The 20680-nt window shown below is 42.2% G+C and carries 21 protein-coding genes; 15 read left to right on the top strand and 6 right to left on the bottom strand.

All coding sequences use genetic code 11. The features are described 5' to 3' along the window. Positions 1-5: 5 nt before the first annotated feature. Positions 6-248 (bottom strand): hypothetical protein, encoded by a 243-nt coding sequence (locus QV280_RS15385; RefSeq protein WP_023404020.1) that lies wholly within the window; start codon positions 246-248, stop codon positions 6-8. Positions 249-717: 469 nt separating this feature from the next. Then, positions 718-1620, bottom strand: a complete 903-nt coding sequence (locus QV280_RS15380; RefSeq protein WP_152822754.1) for a hypothetical protein — start codon at positions 1618-1620, stop codon at positions 718-720. A gap of 130 nt (positions 1621-1750) precedes the next feature. Here QV280_RS15380 and QV280_RS15375 point away from each other — a divergent pair, with 130 nt between their 5' ends. From QV280_RS15375 to QV280_RS15350, 6 genes are all read left to right on the top strand, one after another. Continuing rightward, complete coding sequence (locus tag QV280_RS15375) at positions 1751-1978, top strand: DUF3820 family protein (protein WP_023404026.1); 228 nt, start codon at positions 1751-1753, stop codon at positions 1976-1978. A gap of 137 nt (positions 1979-2115) precedes the next feature. Then, positions 2116-2973: a glutathione-dependent disulfide-bond oxidoreductase gene (yghU, locus tag QV280_RS15370; protein WP_023404027.1), complete on the top strand. Its 858-nt coding sequence runs from the start codon at positions 2116-2118 to the stop codon at positions 2971-2973. A gap of 400 nt (positions 2974-3373) precedes the next feature. Continuing rightward, on the top strand, positions 3374-4876 hold the full coding sequence (gene zwf, locus QV280_RS15365) for a glucose-6-phosphate dehydrogenase (RefSeq protein WP_023404028.1): 1503 nt from the start codon (positions 3374-3376) through the stop codon (positions 4874-4876). Further along, positions 4873-5589 (top strand): 6-phosphogluconolactonase, encoded by a 717-nt coding sequence (gene pgl / locus QV280_RS15360; protein WP_152822671.1) that lies wholly within the window; start codon positions 4873-4875, stop codon positions 5587-5589. Before zwf ends, pgl begins: the two co-directional genes overlap by 4 nt. Before the next feature lie 24 nt (positions 5590-5613). After that, the gene (gene gnd, locus QV280_RS15355) at positions 5614-7062 is read left to right on the top strand and encodes a decarboxylating NADP(+)-dependent phosphogluconate dehydrogenase (RefSeq protein WP_023404030.1); all 1449 of its coding nucleotides are present in this window, start codon (positions 5614-5616) and stop codon (positions 7060-7062) included. 162 nt (positions 7063-7224) lie between these two features. After that, positions 7225-7989 carry a hypothetical protein gene (locus QV280_RS15350; protein ID WP_023404031.1) on the top strand — a complete coding sequence of 255 codons (765 nt, stop codon included), beginning with the start codon at positions 7225-7227 and terminating at the stop codon, positions 7987-7989. Between the two features lie 46 nt (positions 7990-8035). Here the strand turns inward: QV280_RS15350 and QV280_RS15345 are convergent, their stop codons facing one another. Continuing rightward, entirely contained in the window at positions 8036-8503 is a 468-nt protein-coding gene (locus QV280_RS15345) for a 2TM domain-containing protein (RefSeq protein ID WP_023404032.1), read from the bottom strand. Between the two features lie 369 nt (positions 8504-8872). Between QV280_RS15345 and QV280_RS15340 the strand changes: the two genes are divergently transcribed. The 3 genes from QV280_RS15340 to QV280_RS15330 all read left to right on the top strand — a co-directional run bounded on the left by QV280_RS15340 (position 8873) and on the right by QV280_RS15330 (position 10605). Continuing rightward, a complete protein-coding gene (locus QV280_RS15340; RefSeq protein ID WP_152822673.1) occupies positions 8873-9226 on the top strand; it encodes a DUF6559 family protein in 354 nt (117 codons plus the stop codon). A gap of 106 nt (positions 9227-9332) precedes the next feature. Beyond that, a complete protein-coding gene (gene nfsA / locus QV280_RS15335; protein ID WP_152822675.1) occupies positions 9333-10055 on the top strand; it encodes an oxygen-insensitive NADPH nitroreductase in 723 nt (240 codons plus the stop codon). Continuing rightward, a complete protein-coding gene (locus QV280_RS15330) occupies positions 10045-10605 on the top strand; it encodes a DUF1415 domain-containing protein (protein WP_261824969.1) in 561 nt (186 codons plus the stop codon). The genes nfsA and QV280_RS15330 overlap by 11 nt, the downstream gene beginning before the upstream one ends. A gap of 73 nt (positions 10606-10678) precedes the next feature. On the opposite strand, the gene QV280_RS15325 is transcribed toward QV280_RS15330, so the two are convergent. Continuing rightward, positions 10679-11713: a helix-turn-helix domain-containing protein gene (locus QV280_RS15325; protein WP_253912610.1), complete on the bottom strand. Its 1035-nt coding sequence runs from the start codon at positions 11711-11713 to the stop codon at positions 10679-10681. A 256-nt stretch (positions 11714-11969) separates the two neighbouring features. Here QV280_RS15325 and QV280_RS15320 point away from each other — a divergent pair, with 256 nt between their 5' ends. Continuing rightward, positions 11970-12701 carry a dienelactone hydrolase family protein gene (locus QV280_RS15320; protein WP_152822677.1) on the top strand — a complete coding sequence of 244 codons (732 nt, stop codon included), beginning with the start codon at positions 11970-11972 and terminating at the stop codon, positions 12699-12701. Between the two features lie 42 nt (positions 12702-12743). Here the strand turns inward: QV280_RS15320 and QV280_RS15315 are convergent, their stop codons facing one another. Continuing rightward, positions 12744-13385: a hypothetical protein gene (locus QV280_RS15315; protein ID WP_152822679.1), complete on the bottom strand. Its 642-nt coding sequence runs from the start codon at positions 13383-13385 to the stop codon at positions 12744-12746. Positions 13386-13623: 238 nt separating this feature from the next. Here QV280_RS15315 and QV280_RS15310 point away from each other — a divergent pair, with 238 nt between their 5' ends. Beyond that, entirely contained in the window at positions 13624-14151 is a 528-nt protein-coding gene (locus QV280_RS15310; RefSeq protein ID WP_367869627.1) for a cytochrome b, read from the top strand. Further along, the gene (locus QV280_RS15305) at positions 14148-14720 is read left to right on the top strand and encodes a YceI family protein (RefSeq protein WP_152822681.1); all 573 of its coding nucleotides are present in this window, start codon (positions 14148-14150) and stop codon (positions 14718-14720) included. The genes QV280_RS15310 and QV280_RS15305 overlap by 4 nt, the downstream gene beginning before the upstream one ends. 74 nt (positions 14721-14794) lie before the next feature. On the opposite strand, the gene QV280_RS15300 is transcribed toward QV280_RS15305, so the two are convergent. Further along, positions 14795-16432, bottom strand: a complete 1638-nt coding sequence (locus QV280_RS15300) for an ATP-dependent endonuclease (protein WP_152822683.1) — start codon at positions 16430-16432, stop codon at positions 14795-14797. 308 nt (positions 16433-16740) lie between these two features. Here QV280_RS15300 and QV280_RS15295 point away from each other — a divergent pair, with 308 nt between their 5' ends. From QV280_RS15295 to QV280_RS15285, 3 genes are all read left to right on the top strand, one after another. Next, the gene (locus tag QV280_RS15295; RefSeq protein ID WP_172972842.1) at positions 16741-18516 is read left to right on the top strand and encodes a bifunctional metallophosphatase/5'-nucleotidase; all 1776 of its coding nucleotides are present in this window, start codon (positions 16741-16743) and stop codon (positions 18514-18516) included. Between the two features lie 255 nt (positions 18517-18771). Then, positions 18772-18963 (top strand): hypothetical protein, encoded by a 192-nt coding sequence (locus QV280_RS15290; RefSeq protein WP_152822685.1) that lies wholly within the window; start codon positions 18772-18774, stop codon positions 18961-18963. A 144-nt stretch (positions 18964-19107) separates the two neighbouring features. After that, a complete protein-coding gene (locus QV280_RS15285) occupies positions 19108-20601 on the top strand; it encodes an outer membrane beta-barrel protein (RefSeq protein WP_152822687.1) in 1494 nt (497 codons plus the stop codon). Positions 20602-20680: the final 79 nt, after the last annotated feature.

Here is a 20680-nt window from a genome sequence, read left to right as displayed (position 1 = left end):
TTAGATTAAAGAGCATTAATTTCACTAAACCATTCTTGTGTCGACCAGTTACTTGTATTCTGACTCGTCCTTACTTCTACATTTTGTCCTTTAAGGGTTAATGCCTTATCGTAAATATTTAAGGCGGATTCTTTATATCTACCGATACTCATTTTTAAATATCTACCATCTGAATTTTTAATATATACATATGAATTATCTTTAGTGACTTCAGATAAAATACCAAAACTATGCCAAACAAATGCCATTACTATTCCCTTGTAAATATATAAATTAAAAATTGTACGAACTATAATATAATATTGTTAATAACAGACTAGTTCGTTTTGTAGTCTGCCTAACCGTCAATAAACCTACCATAAGTCATTAAAAGATAAAGCCGGTACATCATAATTTGTGCTTTGACATCACATAAAAATAAGCCTTTGTGTTATCCCTCATTCGTATTGCTCGTTATGATAGGGTATGTACTGTTAATCTATTGATTTGTTTGATTTATCATCGAGAAAATAGACTTGTTTAATGGGACTAATTTGAAGAAAGTAGTTGTTCAGTCGGTGCTAACTGATTTTGGAAAACGAGCTAGGTTTATCCATACAGAGTAAGCTAATCCGATTGCCTACTTCCGATCTTAAAACTTAAAATAATTTGATAGCTAAAACAGAATACTACTTGAATAATAACTTGGCTTATTCATCCCTAATAAAACAAACACCCCTAAAAATTATCAAATCGAACCTCCAACCTTAGCCGAATACTCGCTTCTTTCTCAAAGCTTTGCTGATATTCCCGATACCAGTTGTATTCGGGGGTGATTTCGTAATAGAACCAATCAAAGAAGATATTTTGTCGGTAGGTGAGGCTGATTAAGGTGTTGTCTATAAAACTGCGCGGGGTGTCGGTTGCTGTGGTGCTGATGGTGTAGTTAATTGCTTGGGTTGGGGAGATATATTGGTAAAGAATAAATCCGGTTCCCATATTCCATATGCTGGTGTCATCGGCATGATCTCTTTCAAATTCTGCGAAAGATGTCCAGCGCAGTAGAAAGTTTGTGTTTATGGCGTGGTCGATATCAAACTGGGTCGATTCGCCGGTTAACTCTGTTTGTTGGTAAAGCTTTTGCGTAATACGGCTTACCGTATTGACGGTGATTGGGTAGGTAAAGCGATAACGTGCTTCGATTTTGGGTTTAAATGTGGCTTTGATATTAAAACTACTGTAACCCTTGGCGTAGATGTCGTATCTCAGGCCGACGTTGTTTTCTACTTCGTCAGAATTTTTTGGAAACAGGTCGAAAAGAGAATCTTCCCCCTCTGATTCAATGATGAGTTTTAGTCGCTTGGTTACTTTTGGCAGGTTAAATTTCGCATCAATTTTGCTTTTGTATTTAAAGCCGTCTTGTTCAAAGTATGAAAAATCGTTTTTCCAACGCACGGAAGTACCTGCACGAGCGTCTTCAGTGACGCGATCATCGGCGAAGAAGTCATCAAACCATACGGCAGGTTGACAAAACTTGGTGTTGAGGAAGTGATAAACGCGCGAAATTGGCCTATTATCGTCAGGTTTGCTTAAGCATTTTTCTTCGCTGTCCTGCGCTTGTATTGGCAGAGAGAAACTCATCAGCAAAGTAAACAGAAACAGGTAAATGGAAGTGGTGATGTGCAAAAACGATCCTTTGTTTGTTTCACTCACTTCTATTATGGTAGATGCATTTCACAATGTCACAAAGTGTTTGATTTGGTTTTAAAAAGTGTTTGATAAAGAAAATATACTTAAACTTGCGCACATGAAAATGCCGTTTGGGAAGTACGCTGGTCGTGTACTGATTGATCTTCCTGAAGAGTATTTATTATGGTTTCAAAACAAAGCGCAATGGCCAGAAGGTGAGCTTGGGCGATTACTGCAACTTTGCTTAGCACTTAAGGTGGAAGGGTTAGATTCAGTAATAAAGCCGTTGAAAGACACCCGTCGATATTAGGCTAATACCGACAAATACTATGGACACTTTGAACCTATAAGCTCAAGTCTAAGGGTGATAGAGTGTAGATAAGTTTATAAGTGGTAAGGGATATCGATTGATGTTCCTAAATGATCGGATAGGCAAAAGGAGAGACCATGAGCGAGCAATACGTACCACCTAAAGTCTGGGTTAATGATAGTAGTGGCGGCAACAAATGGGCCAATATCAATAGCCCCGAAGCAGGCGCGAGATTTGAAAAAGTATTGCCTGAGGGGGAACATTCGTTACAGCTTTATTCTTTAGGCACTCCTAACGGGCAAAAAGTCACTATTATGCTTGAAGAGCTGTTGTCTGCTGGTGTTAAAGAAGCAGAATACGATGCTTACTTAATTAATATCGGTGAATCCGATCAGTTTTCTTCAGGGTTTGTGGGCGTTAACCCAAATTCGAAAATTCCGGCTCTTGTGGATAAAAGTGGTGATCAGGCGGTTAACGTATTTGAATCTGCTTCTATTTTGGTTCATTTGGCAGAAAAGTTTGGCCATTTTTTACCAAGCAGTGGCGCCGCACGCACCCAAACGTTTAATTGGCTATTTTGGGCACAAGGCTCAGCGCCTTTCTTAGGTGGTGGCTTTGGACACTTCTTTGCTTACGCAGACGAAAAACAAGAATATCCAATCAATCGATTTGCAATGGAAGCTAAGCGTCAATTAGATGTGTTAGACAAGCAATTGGCGAATAATGTGTTTATTACGGGCGATGAGTATACGATTGCTGACATCGCAATTTGGCCTTGGTATGGCAATCTTGTACTGGGCAAGCTATATGATGCAGCTGAGTTTTTGCAAGTTGAGTCATACACTAATGTGCTGCGCTGGGCGAAACAAGTTGCTGAGCGAGAAGGGGTGCAGCGTGGTCGCATCGTGAATCGTGCTTTTGGTGAAAAATGGGAGCAACTGCCAGAAAGACATTGCGCAGAAGATATCGATAAAGTGTTAAAACTGCGTCCTTAACTCTTAGTTAAATCGGTTAGCAAAATTGCTTGAATATGAATCAAGGTGACCATCTGTTTTGCTAATGATGTCAATATTTATAGGGCTTTGTTGCTACAGAGCCCTAATTGATGCTTAATTTTCATGCAGCCAAATTGCAAAAATAAGTATGCGAATGAAAAATGTTTATATTAAAGCGTCATAAAGCTAGACTATAGGGGCAGGCAATCTCCGAAAACAAGTCGGAGATTTTTTTTGCCTATAGATTGCAATTATTCACTGTGAAAATGTGACAAATTATTTTAATTCGCCTTATTCGGTGTAGAATTCTTTTCATGGTGCATTGTGAACCATTCGTACGTGGATTCCCCCGCGACGCGATGGATGTATGCAACCCTTAAAGGCACTTGAAGGACAAATGATGGTTATACCTGATAAAAGCAGCATAGTAATTTTTGGTGCTTCTGGAGATTTAACTTACCGCAAGTTAATTCCCGCTTTATATAGACTGTACCAAAGCGGTCAACTTCCCCAATCATTTTATATTTTAGGCGTAAGTCGTACTGAATACAGTGATGAGTCTTACCGCGAAAAATTGAAGAAAGCACTGATAGAATTTGAAAAAACAGAAGAGTCTGTACTAGAAGAATTCATAAGCCATCTTCACTATCAAGCTATCAATACCTCTGATACTGCAGATTATGCCAAATTGGTTGCTCGCCAAGACGAACTTGCCGCGCACTACCAGTTACAAGAGCGTAATGTGCTGTATTACTTAGCGACACCACCTAGCTTATATTCTGTTATTCCAGCAAGCCTTGCCGCTCACGGTCTAAACAAAGAAGACGACGGTTGGAAACGCCTTATCGTTGAAAAGCCTTTTGGTTACGATTTAGCATCAGCGCAACTGCTCGATACGCAAATCCATGAGCATTTTGAAGAAACTCAGCTGTACCGTATTGACCATTATCTTGGTAAAGAAACAGTACAGAACCTGTTAGTGTTCCGTTTTTCAAATATCATGTTTGAGCCGCTTTGGAACCGTAACTTCATTAACTATGTGGAAATCACCGGTTCTGAATTCCTTGGCGTAGAAGAGCGTGGCGGTTATTACGACGGCTCTGGCGCAGTGCGCGATATGTTCCAAAACCACCTATTGCAAGTATTGGCTATGGTAGGCATGGAGTCACCTCCGCGCATCAATGCTGATTCAATTCGTGACGAAGTGGTAAAAGTACTAAGAAGCTTAAAACCACTTGAAGAGCATGATTTAGTGAACAACCTTGTATTAGGTCAATACACTGAATCGGAAGTTCGTGGTGAGTTTTTACCAGGTTATCGTGACGAACCCGGTGTGGCAGAAGATTCTCGCACCGAAACCTACATTGGACTGAAAGCCTACATTAACAACAGCCGTTGGAATGGGGTTCCATTTTATGTTCGTACTGGTAAGCGTCTGCCGACTCGTGTAACAGAAGTGGTTATCCACTTTAAAGATACGCCACACCCAGTGTTTGGACAGGATGCGCCTGAAAACAAACTGATTATCCGTATTCAGCCGGATGAAGGTATTCAAATAAGCTTTGGTTTGAAAGAGCCGGGTGCAGGTTTCCACGCTAAAGAAGTAAAAATGAACTTCCATTACAAGTCTTTAAACGAAGCGCATATGCTCACCGCATACGAACGTTTATTGCTGGATGCGTTAAATGGCGATGCAACGTTATTTGCTCGTTCTGATGCGGTCGAAACCTGTTGGGAATATGTTCAGCCTATCTTAGACTTTAAAGAACGCCCACAAGCGTTATTTGGTTATGCCTGTGGTACATGGGGACCAAAAGAATCTCATGATCTACTAGAGCGTGATGGAAGAGCGTGGCGCTTCCCTTGCAAAAACTTAACCGATACAGATTATTGCGAATTATGATGAATACCAAAATCTTTAGTACGCCAACCCAAGTGGTTGAGCAATTAGCCAAAGAGTTACAAAGCTTTAGCCATCAAGGCCGAGCGGTACATATTTCTTTATCTGGTGGCAGCACCCCTAAAATGCTATTCAAGTTGTTGGCGACTGAGCCGCATGCGAGCAGCATTGATTGGAACAACCTGCATTTTTGGTGGGGTGACGAACGTTGCGTAGCCCCAACGGATGCAGAAAGTAACTTTGGTGAAGCAAACGCTTTGCTATTTGTTCCTGTTGGCGTGCCAGAGGCAAATATTCACCGCATTTTAGGTGAAAATGACCCTCAGCAAGAAGCCATTCGTTTCGCAACAGAAATGAGCGATGTGATTGACACTCAAGATGGCGTTCCAGTATTTGATTGGATTTTGCTAGGCGTGGGTGCTGATGGGCATACGGCTTCTTTGTTCCCAGAACAAACAAATTACAATGAAGAAAAACTGGCTATCGTTGCTTCGCATCCAGAATCTGGACAGCTACGTATTTCGAAGTCAGCAAAAGTGCTACAAGCGGCCAAACGCATTAGCTATTTAGTGTTAGGCGCAGGCAAACAAGATATCGTACATGAGATCTACAATACGCCAGCTGAGGATCTTCCCTATCCAGCAGCAAAAATTCACTCCAATGTGGGTGAAACAGAATGGTTTTTAGACTCAGACGCAGCAAGTAAGATTGCTTAAGATAAGTATAGTAGGAGAGACAAAATGAAAGGTGATATTGGTGTAGTTGGACTCGCAGTAATGGGTCAAAACCTTATCTTAAACATGAACGATCATGGCTTTAAAGTGGTAGCACATAACCGTACTGCGGCTAAAGTTGACCAATTTTTAGAAGGCCCAGCAAAAGACACTAACATCGTTGGCGCTTACTCTTTACAAGAAATGGTAGAGAAGCTAGAAACACCACGTAAAGTGATGCTTATGGTGCGTGCTGGTGATGTGGTTGATAGTTTCATCGAACAACTTATCCCACTACTAGATAAAGGTGACATCATCATCGATGGTGGTAACACTAACTATCCTGACACAAACCGTCGCGTAGCTTACCTACGTGAAAAAGGCATTCATTTCATCGGTACTGGCGTATCAGGTGGTGAAGAGGGTGCACGTTTTGGTCCTTCAATCATGCCAGGCGGCTCTCCAGAAGCATGGGAAGCAGTGAAACCTATCCTACAAGGCATCTCAGCGAAAACTGACAAAGGTGAGCCTTGCTGTGATTGGGTCGGTAACGATGGTGCAGGTCACTTCGTTAAAATGGTACACAATGGCATCGAATACGGTGACATGCAGCTTATCTGTGAAGCGTACCAATTTATGCAAGACGGCCTTGGCATGTCTGCTGACGATATGCAAAAAGTCTTCGCTGACTGGAACACCACTGAGCTAGACAGCTACCTAGTTGAAATCACAGCAGATATCTTAAAATACCGCGACGAAGATGGCGCGCCATTAGTTGACAAGATCCTTGACACTGCAGGCCAAAAAGGTACCGGTAAATGGACAGGTATCAATGCCCTTGATTTAGGTATTCCACTAACGCTTATCTCTGAGTCTGTTTTCTCTCGTTGCCTATCTTCAATGAAAGACCAACGTGTAGCGGCTGAGAAATTATTTGGTAAAACAGTGCAACCTGTTGCGGGTGATCAACAAGAATGGGTTGATGCACTTCGCCAAGCACTGCTTGCGTCTAAGATCATCTCTTACGCACAAGGTTTCATGCTAATGCGTGAAGCATCAAACCAAAATGGTTGGGACCTAAACTACGGTAACGTAGCACTAATGTGGCGTGGCGGTTGTATCATCCGTTCTGCATTCCTAGGTAACATTCGTGATGCGTTTGAGACCGATCCTGAGATTGCATTCCTAGGTTCAGACCCTTACTTCAAAGCTATCCTAGAAAACTGTCTAAGTGCATGGCGTAAAGTAGCGGCTAAGTCGCTAGAAGTGGGCATCCCAATGCCTTGTACAACGTCTGCACTTTCGTTCCTTGATGGTTACACAACCGCTCGTTTGCCTGCAAACCTTCTTCAAGCGCAACGTGACTACTTTGGTGCTCACACTTATGAGCGTCTTGACCGTGAGCGTGGTGAATTCTTCCACACTAACTGGACTGGTACAGGCGGCGACACAGCATCAACAACTTACGACGTTTAATCGTCAGTGATTGTCTTTTTTACTAACAAGACAAAGGTTGATCTAACTAGGTAATTTAAGGGTGACTTGTTATGCAAGTCACCCTTTTTCGTGATTGGGCGACCTATTCAGAATATAAAAATTGCTATATCATCAAACAAAACAATCATCAGGTAATACAATATGACTACATTATATACAGAAGCGGCCAAAGAGCTTTTAAGCCGCCGCGTAGCGGGTACTAAAGCGCCACGTCTTGCAGAAAACATTCGTCCAACGACTCTAGAAGACGCTCTGCAAACTCAAGCAGCAATGATTGAACTGAAAAACGGCGCTGTAGGCGGCTGGAAATGTTTAAACCCACTTGGCGAAGGCAAATACATCGTTGCTCCTATCTTTGCTGATAGCGTGAACAGTGGCGATACATGTGAATTATTTATGGACAATGGCGCTGCGCGCATTGAACCAGAAATTGGCTTTAAACTAGGTAAAGATCTTCCTGCAAACGCAGAAGGTTACACTGAAGAACAAATCAATGACGCTATAGGTTCATGCCACATGGCACTTGAACTAATGCAAGCACGTTTTGCTGCAGACAGCGATGCTGAGTTCAACGAAAAACTGGCTGACTGCATGGTAAACCAAGGCCTGTTTGTTGGCCCTGAAATTGCTCGTGAAAAAGCCTTTGATGCGGCTAAAGTTAACGTGACTGTGACTCAAGGTGACAATGTTCAAAACTTTGATGGCACACATCCAAACGAATCGGCGCAAAGCCCAGTTTACTGGCTAATTAACTTTATGACTCGTCGCGGCGTTACTTTTAAAGCTGGCGAGACTATCATTACTGGTTCTTACTGTGGCATCGTTGAAGTTGAATTCGACAAGCCTACAACAGTAAATTACGCAGGCATCGGCGAGTACCAAGTGGTATTTAACGCTAAAGCGTAATTGCTGTGATGATTTGAATAGGGGCGATTGCCCCTATTTTTTTGATTTACATTTTTCGACCTAGGCGTTTTTCTATTTGACGCTTTTCCCATTTAACGCCAAAGAAATCGAACACTTCAAAAGCGTTTAATCCATGGTTGATAATGCCAATACCCCAACCTAGAGCGGGCCACCACGCCCAAATATAGCCAGAATCTGTAATTAGGTTTATGGCAAATAATACCACCATCACTGCTAAGTACGTCATTAGATGAGAATAAAAGCTCTTAATGGCTCTTACCTGATCAATGACAATTTGCTCTTCGTTGGTAATTTCCACTTTGTCGGTCATTGCTGGCTCCTGTTGAAGGTGAGATACACTTGTTTCGAACACAGCAGCAAGAGATTTTAATGACTCAAGGCTTGGCTTTTGACCTCTTTCAATCCGTTGTATTGTGCGAATACTGAGATCGCTAAGCTCTGCAAGTTGCTCTTGCGACCAACCGTTTTTAAGTCTGAGTTTTCTGATTATCATTTCAAATTCCTTAACGCTGCATCGACACTAAAAGTATCAGTAGCCTAAACAAAAGATAACGGCATTTAGACGACACGCTTACGACATTACTTATATTTCAATAGTTTACATGCATTTCTATGTCTTGGGTAATTTACTATTTTGTTTCTTTTATAAATATTCATTAACTGTATTTTAATGGCAAATTCTCGTGTTATTAGCGAGTAAGAGATGTTTAGGCATAGTGTAAATCATGGCACACCTATAAAGGATGGCGTTTAGCGACTACAAGCACGATAAATGTCGCGCAGGGTGTTAACATGCTAATGAGGCGCTAGATTTCCTAGTTTAAGCTAAGGTGATTGGATAGCCACAAACTCAAGGAGTCGCATGTTTGGATATATTCAACGTCGTAGAATTGCAAAAGTGATTAAGTTGCTTTCGCCTGTATTACTAAAAGGCTATGGCAGACGTGATTACTACTCTATCGGACAAATACAAGCCAGTAGTAAAGCGCTGAGTCAACGTCAGCAGCAGTGTGCGCAGGCCTTGTTTGCACACCCTCAAGACTTAGGTGATGCCCCTATATTCAATCGGCTGCGAAAGGACATAGCGCGTGACTTCTTTGCCGGTGATGACTATAGCGCCAGTGATGTGTTAAATGTACTTGGCAAGGGCGCTTGGAAAGGAGGGCGCATGAATGACGATATATCGAACCGCAGCGGGATGAATAGTCGTTATTAATCGCCTTGTTCAAATTATTATCGCTAAGGCTATTTGCTGAAAGCCTCTTTGCTCAAAGGCGCATTATTGCTACCCTAAACATCAACAACTTGTTATGGAAAGCCTGATGAATAGCACTATAGAGACGCTTCTTTCACACCGTTCAATTCGATCTTTTACCGAGCAAAGTATTTTACCAGAGCAACTCGATACCATTTTAGATTGTGGTTTAGCGGCCTCAAGTTCTAGCTTTATTCAGTGTGTGTCTATTGTTCACGTGCAAGATAAAGAAAGCCGCGCCAAACTAGCGCAATACGCGGGTGGGCAACCTTATGTGGAAAGTTGCGCCGAGTTTTTTGTGTTCTGCGCAGATTTTCATCGTCATCAAGAAATCCATCCACAAGCTCAGCTAGGGTTTACCGAGCAAACGCTGATAGGCGCTGTTGATGCGGCTATGGTTGCTCAAAACTGTCTGACGGCGGCAGAATCACTAGGATTAGGGGGAGTGTACATCGGCGGACTAAGAAACAACCCGCAACCAGTTACTGACCTTTTAGCCCTACCTAAGCACGTTATCCCTCTATTTGGTTTATGCTTAGGCCATCCTGCGCAAACGCCAGAGATCAAACCTCGCTTACCTAAATCCATTGTGGTTCATCAAGAAACCTACCAAGCATTAGATAAAGAAGTGTTAGCAAGGTACGACGCACACATTCAAGCCTACTACGCAACTCGCACAGATAATAAGAAAGCGGCGTCTTGGTCTGATCAAATTACGCAAACGCTGAGCAAAGAAGCGCGTCCGTTTATGCAAGAATTCCTACAACGCCAAGGGTTTAATACAAAGTAATATGACTATCAATTTACAGCAGGTAGAAAATCAAACCCGAGAATGGTTAGAAAAGGTGGTGATTGGGCTAAATTTATGTCCGTTTGCCGCTAAACCTAATCGCAATAAACAGATCAGAATTGCCGTTACAGAAGCGGACAATGAAGAGCAATTGCTAGAGTTTATCTTGCAAGAGTTCATGCATTTGCAAAGCACCGACGTCGAAGAGCTAGAAACAACTTTGGTCACTATCCCTAATTTCTTAGATGATTTTATGGATTACAATCTGTTTTTAGATTGGGTTGATGCGCTCATCAAACAGCAAGATTACGAAGGGGAGTTTCAAATCGCCACTTTCCATCCCGATTATTGTTTTGCTGGAACGCATCCCGACGACGATGAGAATCTCACCAACCGTTCGCCATACCCTGTGATCCACTTGATCAGAGAAGCGAGCATGGAAAGGGTACTAAAACACTACCCAGACCCAGAAGCAATCCCAGAAAACAACATCGAACGCGTCACCAACCTCACCACCGAACAAAGAAAAGCCTTATTCCCTTACTTGTAATAGTGGCGGGGTAATTGCGGGGTCAGGTCTTGAAATTTGCACAAAGTGCAAATTTCAAGACCTGACCCCGCAATTATCGCACTCCGCTTAAAAGTACTTGATAGCGTTTTGGGGTGATGCCGCTAAATCGTTTGAAGGCGCGGGAGAAGTGGGCGATATCGGCGTAGCCGAGTTGGATTGAAATTTGAGTTAAGCTGAGATTTTGATTCATTAAGTCGCAGGCAGTGTTAAACATTAGGCTGTTTTTAATGGCTCTAAATGAGTTTTTCTCTTGCAGTAGTTTGCGTTGCAGGCTTCGGGTGCTCATGTTCAATAAGCTGGCGGCAAGCTCTATATCTAAGGTCTGTTCATGAACATAGGGAATTAGCGCAGTGTATAAGGTGTCGGTAAAGGTGCTGTGCCAAACCACTTCCTTTGGCGCGGGTTCTGGATAGGCGGTGTTAATTTCTTGGTCTAGTAGTTCTAGATCGACGCTGATTTTGGTGTGTTTTTGTGAAAATAGCACCTGAATATCACTGGGGATATTTTGTGCAAATTGTCCCGTTCGGCTCTGGGTAAGCGCGACTGTTTTCGGTCGCCATGCTTCGTTGTTGGTTAGGGAACGAATCAGCTCAACGCAATACAAAACGTTAAATATCTCCTGCCAATCATTGATCTCTTTGTGCTGCATAGCGGAGCAAAACCACGCACTTTTATCATCCACTTCTAGATACTGTGACGCAACAGGGATGGATTCACGAATCAATAAATTGAACTTGGTGAGCACTTCTCGAATGGTGAGATTCTTAGTCAGCGTTTTTACAAAATGAGGGATTAATTGCGTTCGCTGAGTATGAACCACTGCCTGAACAAAGGCGAAGATCCCTTCATCCTCATAAACCTTGCCAAAAATACTTCTAACGGAACCGTTCACAATCATATTGCTTGAATCGAGTAACATCTCTCTACTGATATTGGCATGCAGTAAAGCGTCGGTCATATTGATGCCTTGCTTTTCAAATTGCACGATGATGGTGTTGACTATGTCTGCACGCACCAAAGGGATGGCTTTGGCGATATCGTCATTGCTTTCTTGTGTTGCGGGCAACTCAGCGTTTTTCTGGCTCAAATCAATGTATCCACGTTAGGGCTAATCGGCACTATCTGACGGCGTTTTAATAATTTGTATCATATTCAGTAAGTATAGACAGTGTTAGCCGCTGCAAAATTATGCTTATAAATAAATAGGTTACAAAATTTGCATTGAAAAAATCTTACTTATCCAAATGGTTAATACTTATAACAAAAAAATCAAATAGAAATAGTTATTATTTTCATGAGAGCCTACTACACTCAATTGAACTCATAAGGAAGGAGAGAGTGTTATGCGCTATTTTTTGTATGCAGCGTTGCTAGCGGGTTCTACCGGTGTGTTAGCGGGAGAAGACGTTGTTTATGAAGTGGATGGAAAAGAATATCAAGGTTATTGGTCTAAGGTTTCTGATTCTGCGCCATTGGTGGTCTTAGTTCACGATTGGGATGGATTAACCGAATACGAAATTAAGCGAGCCAAAATGCTTAATGAAGTGGGGTATAACGTTTTTGCCGCTGATCTGTTCGGTAAAGGCATTCGCCCAACCGAAGTGAAAGATAAAAAGCAGCACACGGGAGAGCTGTATAAAGACCGAGCAAAATTGCAAAAGCTAATGGCAGAAAGCCAGCTGAAAGCAGAAATGCTTAATGGCAGCAAAGATAATACCGTGGTAGCCGGTTATTGCTTTGGCGGAGCTGCGGTTCTTGAATCTGCTCGCGCGGGCAATAGTGCGAAAGCCTTTATCAGTTTCCATGGCGGGTTGAAAACGCCGCAAGGTCAAGATTACAAGATGACGAAAGCACCAGTGGTCATATTCCACGGCACAGCCGATAAAGTCGTTAGCATGACAGACTTTGCCATGCTAGCCGATGAACTGGAAAGCACTGGCATTAAACATGAAATGATCTCTTACGGCGGAGCGCCACACGCATTTACTGTGCTTGGCTCTGATCGCTATCGAGAAGATGCCGATCTAAAATCATGGAACCGTTTTAATGAAGTATTAGCGGAAGTGACTAACTAGCCTTATTCATTCTAGCCTTACTCATTCCAGTATTCGAGTGGATTACTTACACTCGAAAATAGCATACAGGTGGACGTATCTTTTCACAAAAGATCCGTCCTCTTGTCGTTTTAGGGGATGGGTGTGAGTTTTATAACAAGGCTGTAATCGAAGCTCTTGCATCATGTGGTCAAGTTTCGGCGCTTGTGATGGCGCAAGGTGAATGCCTCGTTGCGTGTAATCACTAAGATCATCAGGTAAGCGATTGTGCCACCAATCAATGAGTTGTTGACTGGTATTTATTCGATTAAGCCAATGATCGCAGACCAATACCACACAATCATTAGGTTGAATGGCGTAACTAAATTCACTGCGCCAAGTGGCTAAAGTCGTAAATAGGTGTGATTTAAACACTTTATTAGCAGTTTTTATTGAATATGGGAAAAGCCATACACTGCCATATTGCATGGTAATACGTCGATAGACAGTATTGTGTGCGTGTGAGTTTTTGCTGGTATCTATTGGCTCAATAACAATGGAAGATCCAAATATTTGCGCTGTTTTTTGTAAGCGACGTTCGACCAATGAGGTTAAGTGGTGATTACTAATACCGCGGTTGTGCACGGTAGGATAATGCTGCTTAGAGAGGGAAAGACAGTCGTTTTGAACCGCTTTAAGTGCCTGAATAACGATGTCTTTTAGCAAAAATCGCTCCAATAAATACAGATTAGTATTGATGAGTCTAATATAGTTTAAATTGTAACTAAGAGTAAATAGTCGCGCCTGTTCAAAGTTTTTGATTTGAATAGATAAATAAGCCTAAACCCGAATGAAATTTATTTACCTGTAGCGATCGTATCTTGTAGTCTAGTTGTTAAATTGTTTACCCATTGGTTAATTTGTTGCTTTGGATGAACGTAACCGGCTATGGAGGGATTATTAAGTGAACAGCTATAACTTAACCTCTCGCATCATTCATTGGTGCTCAGCAATCACCGTCTTTAGTTTGTTTGCCCTTGGCTGGTGGATGGTCGATTTAGATTATTATAGCCAGTGGTATCAAACCGCCCCATTTATTCACAAATCGGTTGGCATCATTTTAGCGCTTGTCACGCTGTTTCGCATTATTTGGAAGAGATGGAAAGGCGCACCTAAACTTGACGGGAGTGCGTTTGAAGTTAAGGCAGCCCAGTCAGCGCATCATTTAATGTATTTACTACTATTAGTGTTATTCGTGTCCGGTTATTTAATTTCTACTGAAGATGGTCGCGCCATCTCTGTGTTTGATTGGTTTAACGTGCCTGCCTTGGGCAAGTTATTTGAAGGGCAAGCCGATATCGCGGGTAACGTTCACTACTATGTGGCTTATGCTTTGATTGCTCTGGCGATCATTCATGCATTAGCGGCGTTAAAACATCACTTTATCGATAAAGACAATACGCTACGTAAAATGACAGGAGGCTCAAAATGAAGAAATGGACAACAATACTAGGGTTAGCGGCGATAATGGCGACGCCGTTGTACGCTAATGCCGCGGACTATGTGATTGATACCAAAGGCGCGCACGCCTCAATTAACTTTAAGGTGAGTCACTTAGGTTATAGCTTTATTAAAGGTCGCTTTAATCGATTTGAAGGTGAATTCAGTTACGATCCTAAAGACGTAAACGCATCAAAAGTCACAGTAACGGTGGATACCACAAGTCTTGATTCAAACCATGCCGAGCGTGATAAACACATCCGCAGTGGTGACTTTATTGATGCTGGCAAGTACAAAGAAGCGGTATTTACCAGCACCAAAGTGATGGACAAAGGCGATGGTAAGTTTGACATTATGGGGGACTTAACCCTGCATGGACAAACGAAACCGATTACGATTTCTGCTGATTTTATTGGGGAAGGTAAAGACCCGTGGGGCGGACAACGCGCCGGCTTTATGGGCACAACCCGTTTAGAATTAGCTGACTTTAATATCCCGGTGATGGGCGCATCTAGCTATGTCGACATGGAACTGCATATCGAAGGTAAAATGAAAAAATAGCTTAACGCTATTGTTTTACTTCTCCTAAAGGATCTTGTGATAATCGCGAGATCCTTTTTTAATTCTTACACCCTTTAAGTATTGCCGTTTGCCATACTGATCACCCGCTTTAAGGTCCAACGAATCAGTATCGGAATGATGTCGTCGCCATGAATTTCACAATACTCAACAATGGCGATTGCTACATCGGGTTTTGCGTGTTTTTTAAGGGCGCGCATAATGACTTTCTTAGGTGGAATAGGGTGATCGTAAGGGATTTTACCCATATCCCGAAAGAACTTCTCAAAACCATTGTTGTAAAGATAATGCTCGATGTCTTTATCAGGCAGTTCGGTGATTCGATGTCGTTCTTGTTCACCATGCAGCATCGCGCGCGCTGAAGTGGCGTATTTTTTACCTGCGGCGTCGCCATCGGTGACCACATGCCAATCTATGTCTAACGCTCTGGCCACTTTGAGTAAGGATTTTAAGCCAGATTGAGCAAACTCCACAATTTGCACCCCTTCTGAGGCTAAATCGTAGCCACACAATTTGGCTAATTCGTTAAATAGCCATACCTCAGTTTCTCCCTCGACTAATAACCAACAGCGTGCAAACAAGGCACTAGAGCGATGAAAACGAATGTGAAAGCTGACCTTTCGTAACTCATCGGCGGAAAGCATTTCTGGGCGAATGTATTTTGCTTCTGTGCGATCTGACTTTCTCACTAACCGTTTGATGCTTCTAAGGGGCACGGCGCTAAGCAATACTGCTGAGTTAGTGGTCAAGATCTTTTGCATCGGCATCATTTGTAAAAGCGCCCATGCTCGTGATAAGTGGGTAGGGTGCAAGCGCCCTTCAGGATCTTCCACAATCAGCAGTGGGCGAGCGCATCTTCTGAGCTCTGTATTCCCTTTTGCTTGCAAATAATTATTAAGAAGCCCCATCAATAACAAGCGGGTTTGTTTATCTTGAGTTTGGTCGACAAACTGCTTAAGAGACATTTTTTGCCCCAAACTAGGGGTAAATAACCCATCTCTGGTGGCTCTTGGATCGTGCCGCACATGAGTTTTATAAGAAAAATAGTGATCAACCAAATCATGCATGGTTTTAACGCTACTTTTCATCTCGTCTTTACTGACTAGACCGGGGTGAGCGATTAGGCGACGACAGGTGTTTTTAATGCGCTGTTCTATTTTTGAATTAGGTGTGCGTTGCTGTTTGGGTTTTTCTATACGCTGAAAGTGTCGTGAATCTCGCAGGCGAATAACCGGATGTAACAGCATTAATTGTCTGGCGAGTTTTTCGGGGTGATGTAGCTGTTTTGGCTGACCTTGGCTGTCTAAAAAGGCGTAATGGGTGGTGACTTTAGTGCCTTCTAAGGTTGCACTCAGGCGATAGATAATTTCTGAATGATCGCTAGAGGATTCGTTCCAAATGGGCTTTATTTTTCGGTAACGTCCTGATTTTGATTCTTTATGAGTGCTTGAACGAAGTTTTAAGATGATTTGCAAATGCTGAGTTTGCGGATGAGAAATTGCGTAATCAACATGGAAGTCGCGCATTTCAAATTGATACGGTTCTCCATTGATAGGTAAGGCGACCGATAATGCATCAAGCAGTGAGGACTTGCCCCAAGTGTTTTCGCCAATCAAGGTAGTCAGCTGCTCAAAGGGCAGTGAGAGGCGCTTAATACCGCGAAAGCCTGAGATTTCGATCCGCTCTAATTGCATACACTCTCCCTTTGCTTTTTATGCCAATCACAACTATTGAGTGATCAGAGGTAATGCCATTGGTCAGCGTGTTAACTCGCTTGAATGATAAGTTAATTACTGCACTTGTTATTATTATAGAAAATAGAGCCAGCTTTCACTGAGAAGATGGGCAAGTTTTTGTTATTGAAGCAGTAATTTGCCTTGTTGTTATGCCTGTTGCTTCATTTCTAATCCGCCATATACAAACTATTTTTCTGTTCAAAAAAACTTTCATTGGTTTGTCATATCGTGGCGACTACAATGGCGGTGAACTCAGAGAAGATAATATGAAGAATAGAATGCAAAAAGCGACAAGGATACGGGTCGCCCATATCAATGATACACACTCTTATTTTGAACCTACCACGGTTCAACTGTCACTCAATATCAACAGTTCGACAAACCGTACAACAATAGACGCAGCAAATAACGTAGCAGGGCATGCAAGCATTTCTCCCTATGTTAGTGTTGGGGGATTTGCACGCATACAAACGCGAGCCAAACAACTAAGACATCAAGCCGAGCAACAGGGTCGAGATTTTCTATTTTTACATGCTGGTGATTGCTTTCAAGGCACGTTGTATTTCTCCCTTTTTAAAGGTGAAGCCAACTCAAGGCTATTAAATCAATTTGGCCTAACGGCGATGACATTAGGCAACCACGAATTGGATATGGGCAATGCTCCTGTGGCCAGTTTCGTCAATCAAATAAACTTTCCTTTGCTGTGTGGCAACTGGGATTTGTCACAAGAGTCAGCAAGCAAAGCGGTAAAAATCAGTGATGCAGATAATGTGTATCCATACCAAGCACAGCAGCAATGTGCAAAATGGATGCAGCATCAAGTTGGCGATGAATGCATTGCTATTTTTGGCCTTTCTATCGATAAAATGGTGGATATCGCTAATCCAGATGTTGATACGCCGTTTGTTAATGCACTGCAAACCGCCAAAAATACCGTACAGCAGATCCAGAAATCTGGTATCAACAAGGTCATTCTATTAAGCCACCTTGGGTATGAGGCTGATTTAGCCTTAGCCAAAGAGGTTGAGGGCATTAGCTTAATCGTTGGCGGGCATTCACATGTGCTGCAAGGGGACTTTTCCGACTTAGGCATCAACTGTAAAGACGATTATGGTCGCCGAGTGAATGACACTTATATTGTACAAGCGGGTATGCACGCGCAGTCATTGGGTCATTGTGATATTGATTTTGATGAATCAGGTAAAGTGATTGCCTTTAACGGGCGCAATGAGTTGTTAGTAGGGCGCAGAGTCTGTTTTGATGCCACTATGAGCAATTGCGATTGTGAAGGCGAATATCAGGATGTATTTGATTATTTCACCGCGCATCCGAACGTTGTGCGCTGTAAAAAAGACGAACAAGTGAATCGGTTAATAACAAACACCTACAAACCTGAAGTGTTTGCCTTACAGCGTAGCATCGTTGGACACTTGAAATCACCATTAAGACATGTGCGAGTGCCGGATGAAAAGGGCGCGAGTGAGATTTGTTCTTTGGTGGCAGAGTCTTTTTATCATGCTATGCGCTACCGTGGGCATAACATTGATTTTGCTATTCACAATGCAGGTGGCGTGCGTTGTTCATTAAATGCAGGCCCTGTCAGCAAAGCCGATATAGCAGGTCGATTGCTACCTTTTGCCGTTCCTATTGGCGTCTATTCAATACAGGGACGTTATATTAAAGGGATTTTAGAGGGCGCAATAGACAATGCCATTGATGCCAACGGTACAGGCAGTGGCAGTTATCCTTACTGTTATCAATTGGATTACCAAGTGGTACTTGATGCGCCAAAAGGGGATAGGGTAAAAAATCTTAGAATTTATGATGATGTTAGAGGTTGGATGCCAATCAATGAACAACAAATTTATTGGGGAACTTCTTCTGCCTATTCAATGAAAGGCAAGGAAGGTTATTCCGCTATTTTAAATTGTGGTGATGATTGGGTGGTAACTGAAATGTCGATGGCCGATTGTTTTTTAGAGTTTGTTTCTCGTGATGAGCTGAGAATTGAAACCCAAGCTAAATTAGGTCTAATCACATAATCAACATTTTAATATTGTAAATGAAATGTGATCATATACAGGCGTGAAATTACCATACGCATGTTTATGCGAATATTCAGTGCCATACGCTGAATTATTCACTTATATTATGTGTTGATTTTCATAAATGTTGCCTACCTGTAAAATTAGAAAAACTAATGCGAAAGTGTAAATTTACTCGTTTTATTCTTTAGTTCAGTTTGCTTATATTTGCGCCATAACTTATTGAAACTTACAGAATTTAAAGAGGCACGTATGGCACAAGTAATGCAAATTAACACCATAGCAGTACCAAGCTCTCAGGAAGGTAAGAGCTATTCTATTGATTTCAAAGGACTGATTATGCACCTTGTCGATATTTTGGTCGGCAAAGGACACACTAGCAAGACGTATTATGCATCTGAGCTTTCAGAGCATATGCAAAAAGATTTAGGTATGATGCGATAGTTATTATCGACTATATCTTAGATTATGCGAAGCCCTGCACAGTTTGTGTGGGGCTTTTTGTTTATTGAGCATCCAGTTTTCTCATTATCATCTACACTCATAGGTAGTTGTTTTTAAAAACATTAATAAGCTAGGATGGCATTAATGTACAAAATCTTTTCCGCAAGTATTGGCGCATTATCTCTATTATCGGCAGGTTGCGCATCGCACATCCCAACTGAAGACGTTGAGCCGACTCGCAAAGCGATTAAAGCAGAATCTTCGGCATTAATTGAAAAAATGACCTCTCTCTATCCAGAGGTAGAAAAAGAATTATCGAACTCTGTGGGTTATGCGACTGCCAGTATGTCGGGTGTTAATGTCGTCGTATTAGGCGGCGGTTATGGCCGAGGCATGATTGAGAACAAGTTGGATGGTTCAATCACTTATCTTGACGTGAAGCGTTATGATTTAGGCGCGGGTTTAGGTTTAGGTACTTATGATGTGTTGGCTATTTTTGATGATGAAGATGCACTGCAACGTTATAAGGAACGTAATTGGCGCACTTCGGTCGGGGCGCAGTGGAGCGTAAACGAAGCAGGTTCAAGTGCTTATACGGATGTGTGGCACTCGAACTATGATGTGTCTTTGTATGTAGCTTCTAATTCTGGCGCAGTAGCGCAGGGTTCTGCTCGACTGGTTTCAATCTCTACCAATTATGATTTGACCAACACTGGATTAGGCAGTAATCGGGTTGCGAATATCAATCACACTATTAATAACGATCCAGTAAGTGATCCTTCCCCGTCTGACGATCCTAAAGTGTGGGATCGCGCATTGCCATTTTTTGCACAAAATGTCGTTGAACAAGGCTTTGATTTGCCTCTGCCTTTTGGAGTAAGCATTATCTATGTGCAAACAGAGCAAGCAATGACGCTTCGAGATTTGGAAATAGGTTTTAATGGTGGAGATAAAACGCCAACCCCATTTGTGTCGTTTAGTGATAACTCAGCGGTTACTTATACTCCTCAGCTAAAACTTGATGCTTGGTTATTTCCATTTATGAACGTGTTTGCGTCAGTGGGCGCGATTAATGGTCATGCATTGGTGAATTTCACTCTAGATGGGAATGGAATCATTGATATGGCGGGTGCCAACTGTGGACGGTTACCGGTAGAACCTGTCTGTGCCTTTGAAGATAAATCGTTAACGGTTGCCACTCCAGAAATTGATATTAATGGCGTAAATTATACCGTCGGTACTGTTTTGGCTGCCGGGTGGAACGATTACTTTTTTGTATTACCGATCAGTTATTCGTACGCCGATATGCAAGGTAGCGTAACCAAAGGGGATGTATGGAATATCTCGCCTCGTTTGGGTAAACAGTTTCCTTTACAAGGAAGCCAATCTATCGCGGTATTTGTCGGTGCCACTTATCTTGATAGTCGGTTGACTATTACCGGAAGTGTGGATGTGCCAGGGACGGGAAGTACTCTACAAACCATCGATTATAAGCTGGAACAAGAGAACTTAGACAAATGGATGGCGCTGGCTGGAATGAATTATAACTTCAACCGCGAATGGTCATTGTCGGTCGAGTATGGTCAGAAAAGCAGCGATAAGAAGCAATTTATTTCTAGCTTAAATTATCGGTATTAGAAAATGCTCGTTTTCTGCAACAAGGCTGTATGAACAGATGTAAAAAAGGGTTCTCAATGAGAACCCTAAATTTTGTCTA

The sequence above is a fragment of the Vibrio sp. B1Z05 genome (assembly GCF_052955985.1).
Note: the sequence above shows the minus strand (reverse complement) of the source record. Positions and strands in the feature narration are given on the sequence as shown.